Source organism: Pseudomaricurvus sp., from assembly GCF_965662505.1.
Classification (GTDB): Bacteria; Pseudomonadota; Gammaproteobacteria; order Pseudomonadales; family Cellvibrionaceae; genus Pseudomaricurvus.
On record NZ_CBFIHX010000074.1, the window covers coordinates 1 to 18,224 of the forward strand.

The following is an 18,224-nucleotide window of genomic DNA, read 5'->3' on the forward strand; positions in this document are numbered from 1 at the left end:
GCTCACCGTGACAATTACCGGAATTGCCGATAACCAGTACAGGTGAATTTACGCGAGTTTGGCTTTTACAGACGCCAGTTTTACACACACTTCAAAGACCTTCATGGCTTGATCCACTTCATCGACACTTGGAACTGTGGGAGCCAGACGGATGTTGCGATCTTCCGGGTCGTTGCCATAAGGGAACGTGGCTCCGGCAGGGGTTAGCTTAACCCCGGCTTCAGCGGCCAGTTTCACCACGGCTTGCGCGCAGCCAGGCTGAGTGTCAAACGAGATGAAATATCCGCCGACCGGAGTCTCCCAGGTGCCCAGGCCTGTGCCGGCAAACGCATTTTCCAGGTTTTCCAGTACACAGTTAAAGCGCGGCTGAATGATTTCTGCGTGCTTTTTCATGTGAGCTGACAGCGCCGCGTCATCGGACAGAAACAGACCATGACGCAACTGATTGATTTTATCGGGGCCGATGGTGCAAGTGCCCAGTGCGCTTTTGAAGCCGGCCAGGTTGCTTGTTGATCCACTCATAAAGGCAACGCCGGCGCCGGCATGGGTGATCTTGGACGTCGAGGCAAACTGAAGAACACTGTCTTCGGTGCCATGCTGACGGCAGGCGTCAGCGATATTGGCCAGTGCTGGCGGATTTTCCACCAGATCATGCACCGCATAGGCGTTGTCCCAGAAAACACGGAATGCAGAGTTGGCAATCTTGCCCAGTTGAGCGATACGGCTCACAGTCTCGTCGCTGTACACCACACCGGTAGGGTTAGAGTACTTGGGCACGCACCACATGCCGACAATTTGTGAATCAGCTTTGATAAGGGCTTCAACTTTGTCCATGTCAGGCCCGGTAGACAGCATGGGCACGGTAATCATTTTGATGCCCAGCTGCTCGCAGACTGAATAGTGGCGATCGTAGCCGGGAACCGGACAAATGAACTTGGGTTCACTCAGATTCTTCCAGGCGCTATCAGCCCCGTTGAGGCCGAACTCGTAGGCAAAAGAAGCCGCCTGAAACATCAGGGTCAAACTGCTGTTGCCACCAGCCAGCACTTCGTTAGAAGCCACTTGAAGAATGCGAGCACCCAGTTGTTTGGCGTCCTCAATACCATCCAGACCACCGTAGTTACGTACATCGGTGCCGTCGGAGGCCTTGTAATTGCCATTCAGAATGCCGTCCAATTTGTCGGAAAGGCTCAACTGCTCAGCGGACGGCTTGCCGCGGGTAAGGTCCAGGTTGAGAGAGAGATTTTGCAGTTCCTGATAACTTGTGGTCAGTTCTGCTTCCCATTGACGAAGTTGTTCTGGAGTAGCTTGATCCAATTGCAAGGTTATATTCCTCAAAGTGAGCCAGTCCCAGAAAGGGCCCTGACGGACAGAAAACGGCGCAAATTATACAGCTTCTATCAACGATAGAAAAAGCTTTTCGCTTGATTGGAGGGTAGCAAAGACGGATAGAACTGAGTGGTAGGGGTTAATGCTAAAGAATGAGGGCGTTGCAATTAGGAAGGTGCGGTAAATGTAGAAAACAATGGAGGGAGAAGATTAGGCTTGAAAGGGGTCAACTGGGCTTAAATATCTGTTAGAAACTAAAGGTATGTTAGAGCCTGGAGGTATGTTAGAACCTAAAGATCAGTTGACCGCATAAAACAGGTTTTCCTGCTCCTGAACGGTAGGAGTAGACAGGGTTTCTTCAACAATCTGCTTGGTCATGATGCCGCATTTACCGCACTGGCTCATGACCCCGAGCTGTTTGCGAACTTCACGCAAGCTGGAGGCGCCACCAAAGACAGCGTCTTTGATTTGATTATCGGTAATACCTTTACAGAGACAAACGTACATAGCGTTAAACTCACTGTTAAGCACGGGTTGTGCGGGCTATCAGGGTGTTCGTTGTATTCGGTCAGACTATAGGTGTCCGCCAATGATTCAATCTTAGTGCTAACGAGAATTGTTGTCAACAACATTTGAGACCGCTTCGTATTAAGTTTTGTCTGATTGGAGTGTGTCCGACTTGGTGCAGGGGTGATCAGCTTTGAAATGGGAGGCAAAGAGTCAGGCCTGTAATGAGAACGATATAAAAAATTAATGGGACACAGACTATGCGCTGTGTATTATAGCTAACAGCTATTGATAGATTGGCTCTTCATAGATTGGGAGTTGGCACTTTCTCCATCCTGAGGTGTTGAATTCCACGTGAACGGCACCATTTACTCTCTGGCCGGATTTATTCAGTAGCAGTTTTTCTGACTGCTGCTAAGGTTACTTACCGTATCTGCAACACTCTTAAATGAAGGGAGATTTATTATGGGCGTATTAGTTAATAAGCCAGCACCAGACTTTACCGCAGCAGCTGTATTGGGCAGTGGCGAGATCGTTGATGCATACACTTTGTCTGATGCCATCAAAGGCAAAAAAGCGGTTGTATTTTTCTACCCGCTGGACTTTACCTTTGTATGCCCTTCAGAGCTGTTGGCATTTGACCACCGCATTGAAGAGTTTCAAAAGCGTAACGTCGAAGTGATCGGTGTTTCTATCGATTCACAGTTCAGCCATAACGCATGGCGTAACACCCCAGTTAACGAAGGTGGTATCGGTCCTGTTCGTTACACCCTGGTTGCTGATACCAAGCACGAAATCTGTCAGGCCTACGACGTTGAGCATCAAGACGGTGTTGCTTTCCGTGGTTCTTTCCTGATTGATGAAGACGGTCTGGTACGTCATCAGGTTGTTAACGATCTGCCTCTGGGCCGCAACGTTGACGAGATGCTGCGTATGGTTGACGCACTGGCTTTCCACCAGGAGCACGGTGAAGTGTGTCCTGCTGGCTGGAAAGAAGGTGACAAAGGTATGGACGCATCCCCAGACGGTGTTGCTGCTTACCTGAGCGAGAATGCTGACAAGCTGTAATAGCAGCGCGTCGAGCACATAAAAAAACCACCTTCGGGTGGTTTTTTTATGTCTGCAGGTTTTGCTGCTCTGGAGTTGGTAGCCGTTATGTTTAAGTGCAGTGTCAGGGGCGGATACTGTCGGGTAACAGCTGGAGGAATCCCTGGGGGATGGGAGCAACCTTGTTGTCCTGATTCATAAAGACAAAGCCGGTCTTGGCCAGTGTGACCAAGGTGCCATCGTCTTTGGTGACGCGAAATATAATATCGGCGCCGTACTTGTTGAAGTCCATAAATCCCAGTTCAAAATTCAGGTGCTCTTCCGCAAAGCTCTCGGCACGGTAGGAGGTTACCAGGTCCGTGACGACCACCCGGTGCTGGTCGATGTTTTCAAGATTGACGTTCAGGTGCTGAAAAAAACTGTAGCGCGCTGATGAAATCAACGAAATCATCTGATCATTACCCACGTGGCCGCCGGTGTTCAGGTCGGTGTAGCGCACCTGCATACGGGTTTTGTAGATAAAGTTTTCCGGTAATTCCAGTGTGACACGTGCCATGGGGTACCTCGTTGGCGTGGTCGGGATTGATCAGCTGGCTGGATCGATTAGGGGCCAGCCGCCCAGCTCCTGCCAGCGATTCACAATCAGACAAAACAGGTCAGCGGTTTTTTCGGCATCGTAAGCGGCGGTGTGCGCTTCGCTGTTGGAAAACTCGATCCCGGCTATTTGGCACGTCTTTGCCAGTACTGTCTGACCAAAGGCGAGGCCACTCAGAGTTGCAGTGTCAAAGCAGCTGAACGGATGAAACGGATTGCGTTTGATTTCGCAGCGATTGGCGGCAGCGTTGACGAAGCCAAGATCAAAGTGAGCATTGTGCGCCACCATTACAGCGCGGGTACAGCCGTGTTCTTTAACGGCTTTGCGGATGTGCTGAAACAGCTCCGGCAATGCCATCATTTCTGGCATGGCGGGGCGTTCAGGACATTCCAGATCGATGCCAGTAAAGTCCAGCGCCGACTGCTCGATGTTGGCGCCTTCAAACGGGTCGATGTGGAAGTCGAAGGTTTCATGGCGATGCAGCAGGCCTTCGTCGTCCATGCGCAGGGTGACGGCGGCCACTTCCAGCAGGGCGTCGGTATCGCTGTTGAAACCGCCGGTTTCAACATCCACGATGACAGGCAAAAAGCCGCGAAAGCGCTGGGCCAGTGGGGACTTGGTGGTGTCGGCATCTGCTTCGACAACGGGTTCCAGAATGGTCACAGAGAGAGTCCTTAAGCGGTGCGCTTCCAGTGGATGGTTTCGCCGGCAAGCAGCGGTGCAAGGATGTCGTCGCCCAGAGGGAGGGTTTCAGGCACCTGCCAGTCGGTTTTAGACAGAGTAATGGTGTCGCTGTTGCGAGGCAAACCGTAAAAGTCTGCACCAAAGCAGCTGGCGAAGTTTTCCAGCTTGTCCAGGGCGTTCGCGTTGTCGAAGGCCTGCGCGTACAGTTCGATGCCGTGGAAGGCTGTGTAGGCGCCGGCGCAACCGCAGGCCGCTTCTTTCTTGTCGCGGGTGTGCGGCGCAGAATCGGTGCCCAGGAAAAACTTGGGGCTGCCGCTGGTGGCGGCTTGAATCAAGGCTTCTTGATGGATGTTGCGTTTCAGAATCGGCAGGCAGTAATAGTGTGGCCGAATCCCGCCAGCCAGCATGTGATTGCGGTTGAATAACAGGTGGTGAGCCGTAATGGTCGCGGCCACGTGGTCGCTGGCGGAGGCGACAAATTCTGCGGCGTCTTTGGTGGTGATGTGTTCCAGCACCATTTTTAGTTCTGGGAACTGGCTTTCCAGGTTCACCAGGGTGCGGTCGATAAACACCTTTTCACGATCGAAGATGTCGATGTCGCTGTCGGTCACTTCACCGTGCATCAGAAAGCGTATGTCATGTTTTTGCATGGCTTCCAGAGCGGGGTAAAGGTTTTTCAGATCGGTCACGCCCGAGTCGGAGTTGGTGGTGGCTCCTGCGGGGTAGAGTTTGCAGGCGACGACGCCGGCTTCTTTCGCCTCGGCGATTTGCTCGGGGGTGGTGTTGTCCGTCAGGTAGATGACCATCAGAGGGTCAAAGTCTGCATCCTTCGGGCTATGAGCCTGGATGCGGGCTTTGTATTCCAGGGCTTGCTCAGCATTCATTACCGGCGGCACCAGGTTAGGCATAATAATGGCGCGGCCAAAGGTTTTGGCGGCATCCGGCACGGTGCTTTGCAGGGCATCCCCGTCTCGCAGGTGGATGTGCCAATCATCGGGACGCAGAATGGTGATCGTGGATTGGTTCTGGGTCATGAAGGGCTCCTGACAGGCAAAACGGGCTAAATAGGTAGCGAAATGGCTTAAATATCTTCCAAAGCGCCGGGAAGCAGTTGTATCAAAGGCTGTGGCTCACAGCGGCTGCTTAAAGTTGGTGGCGCATCCTACCGAAAAACGGCGTTAAAGCACAGGCTTCGGAAGCCGATAGCCTAGGATAACATGGGTTACTTGAATTCGGATGGCCAGGCATGAGTGGGTGTGGAGATTTTCTCGGTGTGACGCGATGGGTTGCGGTGTGGATGCTGGTGGTCCTGTCGCCGGTCGTCTCGGCTGCGGGCGCGTTTCAGGCCGGGCTGGATGATTCCAGCTGGTTAGTGGACAGTTCCATCTACGATTGTCGCATGAGTCACGAAATCCCTTACTACGGCTATGCCGTCTTTGGTCAGCAGGCGGGCGAGAGTGCTGAATTTCAGTTGATTCCCCAAACGCCGAGAATGAAATCTGGTAAGGCGGCTCTGGTATCCAATCCGCCCGTCTGGAAACCCAGTGCTCAGCCCCGTGAAATGGGTTGGGTCACCATTACGCAGGGGGAGCGGCCTGTGACGGTGACGGGGGCTGTTTTTGAGCGTTTGCTGACGGAATTGTTTGCGGGACAGGAAGTGTCCTTTACCCGGATGCCCTGGTATGGCGCCGATGAGTCTGCTCAGGTGGTGTTGAGCCCGGTGAATTTCCGACAGGCCTATCAAAAGTATCGAGACTGTCTGGTGAAGCTTCTGCCCGTGAATTTTGAGCAGATTCGCCGTACAGCCATTTATTTCCCCAGTGGCAGTGATGCGCTGAAAGCGGACGAAATCACCAAGCTGGATAATATTGCCGTGTACGTTAACGCCGATGACAGTGTGGGATCTTTTTATGTCGATGGGCACACAGACAGCGCGGGTCATCGCAGCGACAACCTCGAATTATCCCAGCGACGGGCCGAAGCGGTGGTCGCTCTGTTGGTTGAGCGGGGAGTCTCTGCTGAAAAAATCACCAGTCGGTGGCATGGGGAGCGCTATCCTGTCGCAACCAATCGCAGTGCCAAAGGTCGGGATCAAAATCGCAGGGTAACTATTCGCATCGAAAAAGTGGGGTATGTCGAGACGGTAGCTCCAGAGGTGCAAATGGAGGAACAGGATGCTCCCGGTCCGGCTGACAAAAGTCCAGGCAAAAGCCTAGACAAGAGTCCAGAAAAGGCAGGTGAGTCAGGTGAGCCTTCTCTGGCATCAGTCTCATCTCTATAGCGCTTGGCGTTTCTCTAGTTTGTACCGTCCGGTTGAACTCTCTTCAAACTGTTCATCATTTGCGCAAAAAGCAGGTGGCAAACTACAATTCCACTCAATAGTCCCTTGGTTTAGCATGAATACCCCTGCATTTAGCTGGGCTTTGTGGGCGATTAGGGCTACAATTCGCGCCCAAAATTTCCTGTGTTTCTGACCTTCTGACAGGAAACACAAAAGACACCGTGATTGCGTGGGAGATGTATATGTCGTCCGTGAATAAAGTCGTATTGGCCTATTCTGGAGGTTTGGATACCTCTGTGATTGTCAAATGGCTGCAGGAAACTTATAACTGTGAAGTTGTGACGTTTACTGCAGACATCGGACAGGGTGAAGAAGTAGAGCCTGCGCGTGCCAAAGCTCAGGCTATGGGCGTGAAAGAAATCTATATTGATGACTTGCGCGAAGAGTTTGCCCGTGACTTCGTTTTCCCAATGTTCCGTGCCAATGCCATCTATGAAGGCGAGTACCTGCTGGGAACATCCATTGCGCGTCCGCTGATCGCCAAGCGTCTGATTGAAATTGCCCGCGAAACGGGTGCTGATGCCATTTCTCACGGCGCGACCGGTAAGGGTAATGATCAGGTGCGTTTCGAGCTGGGTGCTTATGCTTTGATGCCTGGCATTCAGGTGATTGCTCCCTGGCGCGAGTGGGATCTGACTTCCCGCGAGACCTTGATGAAGTACTGTGAAGATCGCCAAATTCCTGTGGACTTCGCCAGCAGCAAGAAAAAATCCCCATATTCCATGGACGCCAATCTGCTTCATATCTCCTACGAAGGCGGTAACCTGGAAGATCCGTGGTGGGAAGCGGAAGATCCTGAAATGTGGCGCTGGACCGTAGCTCCGGAAGAAGCACCTGATAAACCTACTTATCTGGTTCTGACCTACGAAAAAGGCGATATTGTCGCTATCGATGGTGAGGCCATGAGTCCTGCCACTGTAATGGAGTATCTGAATAAGGTTGCCGGTGAAAATGGCGTCGGTCGTCTCGATATTGTTGAGAACCGTTACGTGGGCATGAAGTCCCGCGGCTGTTACGAAACTCCGGCCGGTACTGTAATGATGAAAGCTCACCGTGCCATTGAATCCCTGACTCTGGATCGCGAAGCGGCGCATTTGAAAGACGAGCTGATGCCGAAATACGCCAAAATGGTGTACAACGGTTACTGGTGGAGCCCTGAGCGTAAAATGCTGCAGGCCGCTATTGATGAATCTCAGAAGTCAGTAAACGGCGATGTACGCGTGAAGCTTTATAAAGGCTCTGTGACTGCTGTAGGACGTCGTTCTGAAGATAGCCTGTTTGACGAGAAAGTTGCGACTTTTGAAGACGATGCCGGTGCCTATGACCAGAAAGATGCTGCAGGCTTTATTAAGCTAAATGCTTTGCGCTTGCGGATTGCGGCTGGCAAAGGTCGGGATCTCAAGTAATCGTTGAACAGCTGAAATAGTCGTTTAACAGCTGAAATAGTCGTTTAACAGCTGAAATAGTCGTTTAACAGCTGAAATAGTCGTTTAACAGAAAGGCCCCTGAATATTGTGATAGATATCTTCAGGCTGCTTTGAGCGCAAAAATCGCTCAATAGCCTACACTTTGAAGAGTTTTGTCGACACTGAATAGCGCTATTAGGGATGCATTTGATTGACATCAAACTCATCCCTATAGAAGACAGGCAGGATGCTTGGCTTGCCAAACGATGTCGGGGCCTGGCGAGAAATTAACCTCCTTACTAAATCAAAACCAATTAGGATTGTCACTATGAGTAGTAACCTGGCAGCGGCTGGAGAGCAGCCTGCATATGACTACAATATAGTACGCCAATTTGCCATTATGACCGTCGTTTGGGGCGTGGTTGGGATGGCTGTCGGTGTGCTGATTGCTTCCCAGCTTGTCTGGCCGGAGTTGAACAACATTTTGCAACCGTATACGCACTTCGGTCGTCTGCGCCCACTGCATACCAATGCGGTAATCTTCGCATTTGGTGGTTGTGCCCTGTTTGCTACTTCCTATTACGTTGTACAGAGAACCTGCCGTGCGCCTTTATTTGGCGGGTTCCTCGTGCCATTTACTTTCTGGGGCTGGCAACTGGTGATTGTTCTTGCGGTGATCTCTCTGCCGTTGGGCATGACCTCTGCTAAAGAGTACGCCGAGCTGGAATGGCCGATTGATATCCTGATTACGCTGGTGTGGGTGTCTTACGCCATCGTGTTCTTCGGTACTATCGTGAAGCGCACCACTTCCCACATCTACGTGGCGAACTGGTTCTACGGTGCTTTCATCATTACCATTGCGCTGCTTCACGTTGTGAACAGCATGGCGGTACCGGTTACTTTAACCAAGTCTTACTCCATGTACTCCGGTGCCATGGATGCCATGATTCAGTGGTGGTACGGTCACAATGCGGTAGGTTTCTACCTGACGGCAGGCTTCCTGGGCATGATGTACTACTTCGTACCGAAGCAGGCGGGCCGTCCAGTTTATTCTTACCAGCTGACTATTGTTCACTTCTGGGCACTGATCAGTCTGTACATCTGGGCTGGATCTCACCACCTGCATTATTCTGCACTGCCAGATTGGACCCAGAGTCTGGGTATGGTGATGTCTCTGATCCTGTTGGCACCGTCCTGGGGTGGCATGATCAACGGTATCATGACTTTGTCAGGAGCCTGGCATAAGCTGCGTACTGATCCGACTTTGCGCTTCCTGGTGGTTTCTCTGTCTTTCTATGGCATGTCGACCTTTGAAGGTCCGATGATGGCAATCAAGACTGTTAACGCTCTGTCTCACAACACCGATTGGACTGTTGGTCACGTGCATTCCGGCGCATTGGGCTGGGTGGCGATGATTTCTATTGGTGCTATTTATCACCTGTTACCCATCCTGAGTGGTCGCAAAACCATGTGGAGCGTGAAGCTGATTAATACCCACTTCTGGCTGGCGACGATTGGTACGGTTCTGTACATCGCTGCAATGTGGGTGAACGGCATCATGCAAGGTTTGATGTGGCGTGCTTTCAACTCCGACGGCACCCTGACCTACAGCTTTGCTGAAGCGGTAGCGGCCAGTCACCACGGTTATCTCGTGCGTGCAATTGGTGGTGCCTTCTTCCTGACAGGTATGCTGCTGATGGCTTACAACACTTACAGAACCATGGCTTCGTCTGAAGATGAAGCTACCGATGCGCAGCCGCAAACGGCCTAAGGAGAAGCGACTGTGAAAAATCATGACATAGTAGAAAAGAATATTGGCCTGATGGTAGTGCTGGTCGTGGTCGCGATCAGCTTCGGTGGCCTGGTTGAGATCGTGCCTCAGTTTTTCCTCAAGGAAACCACTGAGCCTGTTGCCGGCTTAGAGCCCTGGGATGCTGTGGAGCTGGAAGGCCGTGACATCTACATCCGTGAAGGTTGTCACGTGTGTCACACGCAGATGATTCGCCCGCTGCGTGCTGAGGTTGAGCGTTATGGTCACTACTCAGTAGCTGGTGAGTCTGTTTATGATCACCCGTTCCTGTGGGGTTCCAAGCGTACTGGGCCTGATTTGGCTCGTGTTGGTGGACGCTACTCGGATGAGTGGCACAAAGCCCACTTGTACAATCCGCGTAACGTAGTTCCAGAATCCAACATGCCGGAGTTCCCATGGTTGTTTGATAATGTTCTGGACGGTAAAGACACCGGTAAGAAGATGGCTGCTTTGCGCTCTGTGGGCGTTCCTTACACCGATGAGGATATTGCCGGCGCGGAAGAGGCTGTGAAAGGTGTGACCGAGATGGACGCCCTGGTGGCTTACTTGCAGCAGCTGGGTACGTTGCTCCAGCAGAAACGTTAAAAGTTTGAGGCTCCATCATGGATATTAATGATTTCCGCAGCTTGTCGACCGTACTGGTGTTTATCGCCTTTATCGGGGTGTGCTGGTGGGCATTTTCTCCCAGTCGCAAAAAGAAATTTGATGACGCTGCGAATCTGCCATTCAGTGATGATGAGATCAACAACCTCGAAAGCTCCAAAAAAGCTTCCGGGGATGACAAGAAAAAACAGGATTGATTATGAGTACTTTCTGGAGTTTGTGGATCATCGTTCTGACCACTGTTAACTTGGTGCTGCTGTTTTGGGTGTTAATGGCAAACCGAAAGGTTGCTGTCAGTGATGACGCCGAGCCTGAGAACGCAACCACTGGCCACGTTTACGACGGTATTGAGGAGTACGATAACCCTCTGCCGAAGTGGTGGTTCTATCTATTCATCGGTACCTTCATTTTCACCATCGTTTACCTGATTGCTTATCCGGGCATGGGTAACTGGAAGGGTGTGTTGGGTTGGACTTCGATCAATCAGCTGGAGCGTGAGCAGCAGAAAGCGCAAGAAGCTTATGGCGAGAGTTTTTCCCAGTACGCAACCATGCCAATTGAAGAGGTCGCTCAGGACCCTCGTGCTCTGAAGATGGGTGTTCGTTTGTTTGCCAACAACTGTGCCGTTTGTCACGGTGCTGATGGTGGCGGCAATTACGGCTTCCCAAATCTGACCGATAACGACTGGTTGTACGGTGGTGAGCCAGAAACCATTCAACAGACCATTGCTAATGGACGCAACGGTGCTATGCCGCCATGGGGTCCTGTGATTGGTGAAGCGAACGTGAAGGCGACTGCTGAGTATGTGTTGCAGATGTCTGGTCAAGATCACGATACTGCTCTGGCAGAAACCGGTCAAAAAGTGTTTGCTCAGAACTGCGCAGTTTGTCACGGCGCTGATGGGAAGGGCAGTCACGATCTGGGTGCACCAAACCTCACAGACAATATTTGGCTGTATGAAGGTACACCGCAAGGTATCCGTCACTCAATCCGTAACGGTCGCGCTAATGTGATGCCAGCGCAAAAAGATAAGCTGCGTGAAGACAAGATTCACCTGTTAGCGGCATACGTTTATAGCCTGTCTCAAGATGAAGAGTAATTCTTTGTTGTCTTGAAGAGCAAAAAAGCCCCGTCATCGGGGCTTTTTTGTGTGTGAACGTTGTGTGCAGATGTTATGCCCGGGAAGTTGCCGGATGGTGATATCCACAGATACGGAGCATGCTCCAGTTGATAAACGTTTTTACAGTTAAGTCAAAATGCATTTTCGGATTTTGACGTATAGATAATCTGCATTAAGCTGGCGCCACTTTTGTTACAGACGTTTTGTTTTGTTACAGGCGTTATACGCGCAACCGCTTTTCCTCAGTTTGAAGAGTTTACGGAATGTGTTGCCGGAGTTCTGGAAAGCATTGCAGACCCATTAACAGGTCAGAAGCGACTTTTTAAACTACTGGGTTTTTGATCCTGATTAAGAAGTCTGGCCGCAGGCAATGCTATGCTGGGTGTATTGTTAATGAAAGGCCATGGTTTAAGAGGATCAGGTCGTTTAGGCTCGATTTCATTTAAGCCGCTATGTGATTATTAGCCACCTCATAAAAGACCGCAGAGTCTGAGGACAATGTAGGCATGTCTTGAGCTGCCTTCATTGGTGATATCGCTCTATGATATCTAAGGAGACGCAGAGAATGGGCGAGAAAATCCCCGCCGTAGAAGAACAGGCAGGCAGCGAAGAAGTCCGCTACCGCAAGCTGTATGAATCGGACGGGCGAATCTATACCCGTAAAATTTCCGGTTTTTATCAGAGTATTCGTCGCTACACCGGCTTGCCCTTAATTGTGGGCTTTCTGTTGATGCCCTGGCTGGTGATCGATGATCGCCCAGCCATGTTGTTTGATTTGCCGGCCCGAAAATTTCACATCCTGTGGATGACCTTTTGGCCGCAGGACGGCATGTTGCTGGCCTGGTTATTAATCATTGCGGCCTTTACCTTATTTACCGTGACAGTACTGGTAGGGCGTGTCTGGTGTGGATTTACCTGTCCGCAAACAGTGTGGACGCTGATGTTTATCTGGGCGGAACACTTTTGCGAGGGTGACCGCAACAAGATGATGAAGCTGGACAAGCAGGCCTGGAGTGTCGAGAAGGTGGCACGTAAAGGGAGTAAGCACTTTCTGTGGGTGTTGATTGCCTTTATCACCGGGGCCACTTTTGTCGGATATTTTACCCCGATACGGGAACTGTTGATGGGGTTCTGGCCCTCGATTGCGGATAGCGGTTTTGTCACCTTCTCTGTCAGTCCTGTGGCGGCTTTCTGGACGCTGTTTTTCACCTTCATGACCTACATGAATGCCGGCTGGCTGCGTGAGCAGGTGTGTAAATACATGTGTCCTTACGCTCGTTTCCAGTCGGTGATGTACGACACCGACACGCTTGCAGTGCATTACGACAGAAGTCGTGGTGAAAGCCGGGGGCCACGTAAGCCAAACGAAGACTACAAAGCCGCCGGTAAAGGGGACTGTATTGATTGTTCCTGGTGTGTGCAGGTCTGTCCAGTGAACATCGATATTCGGGATGGTTTGCAGTATGACTGTATTAACTGTGGCCTATGTGTTGATGCCTGTAATCAGGTCATGGATAAAATGGGCTATGAACGTGGTTTGATTCGCTATACCTCGGAAGATGAGTTGGAGAATGGCAAGACAAAATTCTTACGCCCTCGTTTGTTCGGCTATGTAGCTGCGGTTATCGTGATGATGTCTGCTTTTGTGTACACCGTGGAAACCCGTGAGCCGGTATCGGTGGACGTGATTCGTGATCGAGGCACTCGCATGTATCGTTTGTCCAATGATCAGGTGCAAAATGTGTACACCGTGAAAATCAATAACATGGATCGTCATTCTCACAGCTATGATATCGAAGTTGAAGGTGATGCTGATTTCCGAATCCGGGGATACCGGGCCATGGAGCTGGTAGAGGGGGAGATCTTTACTATGCCAGTGCGAGTCTCCGTGCCGAAGGATCAGCTGACATCCTCGAAAAATAACATCCACATCATTGTCACGGCCAAGGATAATAAAGCCATCACCGCTCGTGAGAAGACGACCTTTATTGGTCCCCATGTGGATGAGTGATGCTCTTCACCTGATCGTGTATTCAGGTGAAGCGTAAAGTTCGGTTCGGAAATCGTCAGGTTGGGGCAGTCAATGCTAGAATGGCGCCCCGCCGGACTTGTGCCCCAAGTCCCGGATACGTACTGACCGCGACTGAAGTAAAAAAGTTATGACTGAAAAGAATTTGGATGGTAAAGACGATGGTCCCTGGTACAAGCAGTTCTGGGCCTGGTTTGTTTTTGCGCCTCTGCTGATTATCATGGCCATCTGGGTGCCTTTTCTGACTGTGATTGTCAAAGGTGCCGACGATACGGTGCTGGATAATTACTACAAAGAAGGCCGTATGATCAATCAGCGGGTTGATCAGGATCGGCATGCGCGTGAGCTGGGTCTGACCGGCACTCTGCGTGTGGATCAAGAGGTGGGGGATGTCATCCTGACTATCTCTTCTATCGACGCGGATTATGCATTTCCCGAAAAGCTGGAGCTGTATTTTGATCACCCGTTTGAGGCGGATCATGATACCTTTATTGTGCTGCAGGAAGTGATTCCGGGTCGTTATCAGGGGGAGCTTGAACGACGTTTGAATAACCGCTGGTATATCCGATTGACCTCAATGCCGGTCACCACGGCAGAGCTGGGGGCAGCGGCTCCCGATCTGGAAGACTGGCGGATCATCGGTGAGCTGGATCTGGCGAAAGGTTCGAGCATGACATTTGGTGGCGATGAGTGAGTGCGGCGGATCAGGGTTGTTTCCACTGTGGGCTGGAAATACCGCCTCATACGCACTTATCTGTAGATATTGATGACCAGCCCAGACGCTTTTGTTGTCTGGGTTGTCAGGCTGTAGCTTCCGCGATTGTGGATGGTGGTCTGGAAAATTTTTATCGTTATCGCACCGATAACAATCCCCGCCCCATCGAGCAAAGTGTCAACTTTGCGGTCTATGACCTGCCTGAAGTGCAGGAAGATTTTGTTTATCCCTATGAAGATTCCTCCACATCGACTCCCCTTAAACAGGCGCAACTGCTTCTCGAAGGCATCAGCTGTGCCGCCTGTGTGTGGTTGATCGAACATCATTTGGGAAAGTTGACCGGTGTTGAGTCGGTCAGGGTCAACGCAACTACCCATCGCTGTCTTGTCAGTTGGGATGTTCAGAAACTCAAGCTTAGCGAGATTATGGCTGAGCTGTCTCATATCGGTTATCAGCCGATACCCGCAACCGAAGACCATCATCAACAACTCAGAGAAAAAGAAAACCGCACTGCACTGATGCGCCTGGCTGTAGCCGGATTTGGCATGATGCAGGTGGGGATGGTCTCCGTGGCGCTTTACAGTGGGGCTGATGCAGGATGGCAGGTCTACCTGCGTTGGCTTAGCCTGCTAATTGCTACTCCGGTGGTGTTTTTCAGTGCGAAGCCTTTTTTTGCGGCAGCCAAACGCTCGCTGCTGGCACGACATCTGACGATGGATGTACCGGTGTCTCTGGCCATTGGCGGCGCTTATATAGCCAGCTGCTGGGCGACCGTTTTCGGAGGCGGCGAAGTCTATTTTGATTCAGTCTCGATGTTTACCTTTTTCCTGCTCTGGGGTCGATACCTGGAAATGCGAGCGCGTCATCGCAACGGGATTGATACGGATCGGTTGGCGCAACTGCTTCCCGCAACGGCTACTAGAAAGTCTGGTGAAGATAGAAAATCCGATGAAGACGAGTGGCTGGCGGTACCCTTAAAGCAGGTTCGGACGGGGGATCGTATACTCGTCGCCAGTGGCACCAGTGTGCCCTGTGATGGGCGTGTTTTGGACGGCCACAGCAGTGTGGTGGAAACCTTACTGACCGGCGAACCGGATGCGGTGGAAAAGACCGTCGGCGATACGGTGATTGCGGGCACCTTAAACACCGACAGTGCCCTGCAAATCGAAGTGACTGCAACCGGGCAGAATACACGCTTGTCCGCCATTGAACGTCTGGTGGAACAGGCTCAGCAGGATAAACCGACGCAGGTGGCGGTAGCGGATAAACTGGCAGGCTATTTTGTGGCCGCAGTGTTGGTGGTGTCGGCACTGGTGGCACTGATCTGGTGGCAAATCGATCCCGCTCATGCTTTTTGGGTGACTCTGTCTGTTCTGGTAGTAACTTGTCCCTGTGCCCTTTCTCTGGCTTCTCCTACCGCGTTGACGGCCGCAGTGTCCTGGCTGCGTCAGAATGGTTTGTTGATTACTCGCGGGCATGTGCTGGAAGGCCTGCCTAAAATCCAGCGTGTTATTTTGGATAAAACCGGCACATTGACCGTGGGCGCGCCCCAGGTTGTGGAGATGGTGGGGGGGAATGGTCAGCCGCTCACCGATCAACAGCAGCAGTTCTATCTGAATGTGTGTGCGGCTTTGGAAACCGGTTCTACCCATCCCATTGCTCAAGCCTTTAAACCGTACTCTTCTTCCGTAATTGTGGCTTCAGAGGTGCGCCAGACCACTGGCGAAGGCGTTATTGGCAATATTGACGGACAGCGCTATGCGCTGGGAAAACCTGAGTTTGTTCAAGAGGGGAGGGCTCTATCTCCGCCGGAGGTCGAAGGGCAGTGGTTACTGTTGGGCGGGGACGAGGGCGCCTTGGCCTGGATTCGTTTGCAGGATCGCTTGCGAGAAAGTGCGAAGCCCATGATTGCTGCGCTGCAGGCGCGCGGATTGTCGGTAGAGCTGCTCAGTGGCGATGGCGACTCTGAGGTTGCCCGAGTGTCTAAGGAGCTGGGCTTTCAGCACTGGCAAGCCAGACAAAACCCGGATCAGAAATTGGCCTACATTCAGCAATTGCAGGCACAGGGTGAAAAAGTCCTGATGGTGGGTGACGGTATCAACGATGTGCCCGTACTCAGCGGCGCTTTTGTCTCGGTCGCCATGGGCGGCGCGACGGATCTGGCACAGACCCGAGCCGACAGCGTGTTGCTGGGCAGCGATTTGATGGCATTGGAAAGGGCCTTTGAGTGCGCGACTCTCACTCGTCGCATTATCCGCCAGAACCTGTTCTGGGCTCTCTGCTACAACGTCACGGCCTTGCCGCTGGCAGCGGCCGGATTGGTTCCACCCTGGGCTGCTGCCATTGGCATGTCCGCCAGTTCGCTGGTGGTGGTAGGGAATGCTTTAAGAATCAATCGTGCATCCTCCCGCTAGGAAGTGGTAATTGTAATGAGAATGATTGACGATACCTTTTGCTGTCCGTAGTATTTGCATTTAGTTGACAGGCCTTTGGTTGAAAAGTGATCAGGTGGTCTGATGTGCTGCCTATGGTTTTCATTTTCGAGAATTTTTCCTATGCGTTCATTCATGACTTTGGCCCACCGTTATATGGGGCTGACCACCGCGTTGTTTTTGGTGATCACTGGCCTAACTGGCGCCATCATTTCCTGGGATCATGAACTGGACGAGTGGTTAAACCCACATCTCAATGAAGTGACCAGTGTTGGAGAATCCCAATCTCCCATTCGATTGGCGCGAACAATTGAAGAGACCTATCCCAACGTTCAGGTAACCTATTTTGAGTTCCACCCGGAACCTGGGCATTCCCTGTCTTTTTGGGTGGAGCCCAGAGTGAACCCTGAAACTGGCCATCTGTACGAGCCGGGTTTTAATCAGGTCTATATGGATCCGGTATCGGGAGAGATTATCGGTAAGCGGGAGTGGGGGGCTGTTTGGCCGATCACCCGTGAGACTTTTATGTCATTCCTCTACAAGTTGCATTACAGCCTCCATATTCCCGAAATGGGTGGTACAGATCATTGGGGACTCTGGCTACTGGGTATTATTGCTCTCATCTGGACGTTTGACTGTTTTGTCGGGTTCTACCTGACGCTGCCGCGACGCCTTGCGAAAAGACGTGCGGCGCGAGCGGAACCAAATAGGGCGAAAAAAGGCTGGTGGCAGCGCTGGGCTCCGGCCTGGAAAGTGCGGGCTAAAGCCGGTAGCGCCCGTTTGAATTACGATCTGCATCGGGCGTTTAGTCTGTGGACCTGGGGATTGCTGTTTATCATTGCGTTTACCGCCTTCTCGCTGAACCTGTATCGGGAAGTGTTTTACCCACTGATGACCACAGTCTCTGATGTCACACCGACGCCTTTCGACTCCAGAACGCCATCGGGTCACGATAACCCTGTTATCCCCACACTGAATTTCACTCAGGTTGCCGATGTCGCTCAGAAAGAAGCTGCCAGCCTGGGTTGGAATGAGCCGCTGGGCTCGTTGTGGTACGCCCGTGAATTTGGCTTGTACCGGGCGGAATTCTTCACGGCGGAGGGTGGTCATGGCGCTGGAGGGGTTGGTCATAAAGGCCTCTACTTCGACGGCCATACCGGTAAGTACGAAGGGGACTTTATCCCGTGGGAAGGCACTGCGGCTGACATCTTCGTTCAGGCGCAGTTCCCGCTACACTCGGGACGTATTCTCGGCTTGCCCGGACGTATCCTGATTTCCATCATGGGGGTTATTATCGCCATGTTGAGCGTTACCGGCGTCATCATCTGGTGGCGTAAATCCCGGGCGCGTACGTCCGCCGAGCGTAAATCTCATGTCAGTGAGGCTCGGGCTCAGTCCGGCAAATTGGCGTCAGATCACTAAGTCTTTTCTGCCGGCGGCAATGTCAATTCCGGCAGCCTCGTCACTGGAGGGGCTGTCAGTAGGGGAGCTTGCGATACTGGACGCTGGCTGGCAGACGCGAGAGAATAGCGCTGCGACAATTTGTCCTATAGGAAATCCAGTGGAAAGCCTTTATCTTCTCATCCCGATCGCCATTATCTTTCTG

The 18,224-nt window shown here is 51.9% G+C and carries 16 protein-coding genes; 11 read left to right on the top strand and 5 right to left on the bottom strand.

Features of this window, described 5'->3' with window-relative positions:
• Positions 1 to 48 precede the first annotated feature (48 nt).
• Together ACTG33_RS11080 and ACTG33_RS11085 are read right to left on the bottom strand one after the other, a co-directional pair.
• Positions 49 to 1,323, bottom strand: a complete 1,275-nt coding sequence (locus tag ACTG33_RS11080; RefSeq protein WP_439135276.1) for an aminotransferase class I/II-fold pyridoxal phosphate-dependent enzyme — start codon at positions 1,321 to 1,323, stop codon at positions 49 to 51.
• Between the two features lie 303 nt (positions 1,324 to 1,626).
• Positions 1,627 to 1,836, bottom strand: coding sequence for a bacterioferritin-associated ferredoxin (locus ACTG33_RS11085; protein WP_439135277.1), 210 nt, complete (start codon positions 1,834 to 1,836; stop codon positions 1,627 to 1,629).
• Positions 1,837 to 2,301: 465 nt separating this feature from the next.
• Here ACTG33_RS11085 and ACTG33_RS11090 point away from each other — a divergent pair, with 465 nt between their 5' ends.
• The gene (locus ACTG33_RS11090; protein WP_439135278.1) at positions 2,302 to 2,904 is read left to right on the top strand and encodes a peroxiredoxin; all 603 of its coding nucleotides are present in this window, start codon (positions 2,302 to 2,304) and stop codon (positions 2,902 to 2,904) included.
• A gap of 103 nt (positions 2,905 to 3,007) precedes the next feature.
• Here the strand turns inward: ACTG33_RS11090 and ACTG33_RS11095 are convergent, their stop codons facing one another.
• From ACTG33_RS11095 to pyrC, 3 genes are read right to left on the bottom strand one after another with little or no spacing between them, the layout of a single operon-like run.
• Entirely contained in the window at positions 3,008 to 3,439 is a 432-nt protein-coding gene (locus tag ACTG33_RS11095; RefSeq protein ID WP_439135279.1) for a thioesterase family protein, read from the bottom strand.
• Between the two features lie 30 nt (positions 3,440 to 3,469).
• The gene (rnt, locus tag ACTG33_RS11100; RefSeq protein WP_439135291.1) at positions 3,470 to 4,132 is read right to left on the bottom strand and encodes a ribonuclease T; all 663 of its coding nucleotides are present in this window, start codon (positions 4,130 to 4,132) and stop codon (positions 3,470 to 3,472) included.
• Between the two features lie 20 nt (positions 4,133 to 4,152).
• The gene (pyrC, locus tag ACTG33_RS11105) at positions 4,153 to 5,196 is read right to left on the bottom strand and encodes a dihydroorotase (protein WP_439135280.1); all 1,044 of its coding nucleotides are present in this window, start codon (positions 5,194 to 5,196) and stop codon (positions 4,153 to 4,155) included.
• A gap of 212 nt (positions 5,197 to 5,408) precedes the next feature.
• On the opposite strand from pyrC, the gene ACTG33_RS11110 reads away from it, so the two are divergent.
• From ACTG33_RS11110 to ACTG33_RS11155, 10 genes are all read left to right on the top strand, one after another.
• The gene (locus ACTG33_RS11110) at positions 5,409 to 6,443 is read left to right on the top strand and encodes a flagellar protein MotY (protein ID WP_439135281.1); all 1,035 of its coding nucleotides are present in this window, start codon (positions 5,409 to 5,411) and stop codon (positions 6,441 to 6,443) included.
• A gap of 242 nt (positions 6,444 to 6,685) precedes the next feature.
• Positions 6,686 to 7,909, top strand: a complete 1,224-nt coding sequence (locus ACTG33_RS11115) for an argininosuccinate synthase (RefSeq protein ID WP_439135282.1) — start codon at positions 6,686 to 6,688, stop codon at positions 7,907 to 7,909.
• Between the two features lie 328 nt (positions 7,910 to 8,237).
• Positions 8,238 to 9,680 (top strand): cytochrome-c oxidase, cbb3-type subunit I, encoded by a 1,443-nt coding sequence (gene ccoN / locus ACTG33_RS11120; protein WP_439135283.1) that lies wholly within the window; start codon positions 8,238 to 8,240, stop codon positions 9,678 to 9,680.
• Between the two features lie 12 nt (positions 9,681 to 9,692).
• Positions 9,693 to 10,304 (top strand): cytochrome-c oxidase, cbb3-type subunit II, encoded by a 612-nt coding sequence (gene ccoO, locus ACTG33_RS11125; RefSeq protein ID WP_439135284.1) that lies wholly within the window; start codon positions 9,693 to 9,695, stop codon positions 10,302 to 10,304.
• A gap of 17 nt (positions 10,305 to 10,321) precedes the next feature.
• Complete coding sequence (locus tag ACTG33_RS11130; protein WP_439135285.1) at positions 10,322 to 10,519, top strand: cbb3-type cytochrome oxidase subunit 3; 198 nt, start codon at positions 10,322 to 10,324, stop codon at positions 10,517 to 10,519.
• A gap of 2 nt (positions 10,520 to 10,521) precedes the next feature.
• Complete coding sequence (ccoP, locus tag ACTG33_RS11135) at positions 10,522 to 11,421, top strand: cytochrome-c oxidase, cbb3-type subunit III (protein ID WP_439135286.1); 900 nt, start codon at positions 10,522 to 10,524, stop codon at positions 11,419 to 11,421.
• A gap of 586 nt (positions 11,422 to 12,007) precedes the next feature.
• A complete protein-coding gene (ccoG, locus tag ACTG33_RS11140; protein ID WP_439135287.1) occupies positions 12,008 to 13,453 on the top strand; it encodes a cytochrome c oxidase accessory protein CcoG in 1,446 nt (481 codons plus the stop codon).
• 148 nt (positions 13,454 to 13,601) lie between these two features.
• Positions 13,602 to 14,165: a FixH family protein gene (locus ACTG33_RS11145; protein ID WP_439135288.1), complete on the top strand. Its 564-nt coding sequence runs from the start codon at positions 13,602 to 13,604 to the stop codon at positions 14,163 to 14,165.
• Positions 14,162 to 16,600 (top strand): heavy metal translocating P-type ATPase, encoded by a 2,439-nt coding sequence (locus ACTG33_RS11150; protein ID WP_439135289.1) that lies wholly within the window; start codon positions 14,162 to 14,164, stop codon positions 16,598 to 16,600. The genes ACTG33_RS11145 and ACTG33_RS11150 overlap by 4 nt, the downstream gene beginning before the upstream one ends.
• Positions 16,601 to 16,741: 141 nt before the next feature.
• Positions 16,742 to 18,040: a PepSY-associated TM helix domain-containing protein gene (locus ACTG33_RS11155; RefSeq protein WP_439135290.1), complete on the top strand. Its 1,299-nt coding sequence runs from the start codon at positions 16,742 to 16,744 to the stop codon at positions 18,038 to 18,040.
• Positions 18,041 to 18,224 lie beyond the last annotated feature (184 nt).

What these genes read in the sequence shown, in the direction of transcription:
- ACTG33_RS11085 (WP_439135277.1), bottom strand. Translation starts at nt 1,836, where the DNA reads ATGTACGTTTGTCTCTGTAAAGGTATTACCGATAATCAAATCAAAGAC.
- ACTG33_RS11090 (WP_439135278.1), top strand. Translation starts at nt 2,302, where the DNA reads ATGGGCGTATTAGTTAATAAGCCAGCACCAGACTTTACCGCAGCAGCT.
- ACTG33_RS11095 (WP_439135279.1), bottom strand. Translation starts at nt 3,439, where the DNA reads ATGGCACGTGTCACACTGGAATTACCGGAAAACTTTATCTACAAAACC.
- pyrC (WP_439135280.1), bottom strand. Translation starts at nt 5,196, where the DNA reads ATGACCCAGAACCAATCCACGATCACCATTCTGCGTCCCGATGATTGG.
- ACTG33_RS11110 (WP_439135281.1), top strand. Translation starts at nt 5,409, where the DNA reads ATGAGTGGGTGTGGAGATTTTCTCGGTGTGACGCGATGGGTTGCGGTG.
- ACTG33_RS11115 (WP_439135282.1), top strand. Translation starts at nt 6,686, where the DNA reads ATGTCGTCCGTGAATAAAGTCGTATTGGCCTATTCTGGAGGTTTGGAT.
- ccoN (WP_439135283.1), top strand. Translation starts at nt 8,238, where the DNA reads ATGAGTAGTAACCTGGCAGCGGCTGGAGAGCAGCCTGCATATGACTAC.
- ACTG33_RS11130 (WP_439135285.1), top strand. Translation starts at nt 10,322, where the DNA reads ATGGATATTAATGATTTCCGCAGCTTGTCGACCGTACTGGTGTTTATC.
- ccoP (WP_439135286.1), top strand. Translation starts at nt 10,522, where the DNA reads ATGAGTACTTTCTGGAGTTTGTGGATCATCGTTCTGACCACTGTTAAC.
- ccoG (WP_439135287.1), top strand. Translation starts at nt 12,008, where the DNA reads ATGGGCGAGAAAATCCCCGCCGTAGAAGAACAGGCAGGCAGCGAAGAA.
- ACTG33_RS11145 (WP_439135288.1), top strand. Translation starts at nt 13,602, where the DNA reads ATGACTGAAAAGAATTTGGATGGTAAAGACGATGGTCCCTGGTACAAG.
- ACTG33_RS11155 (WP_439135290.1), top strand. Translation starts at nt 16,742, where the DNA reads ATGCGTTCATTCATGACTTTGGCCCACCGTTATATGGGGCTGACCACC.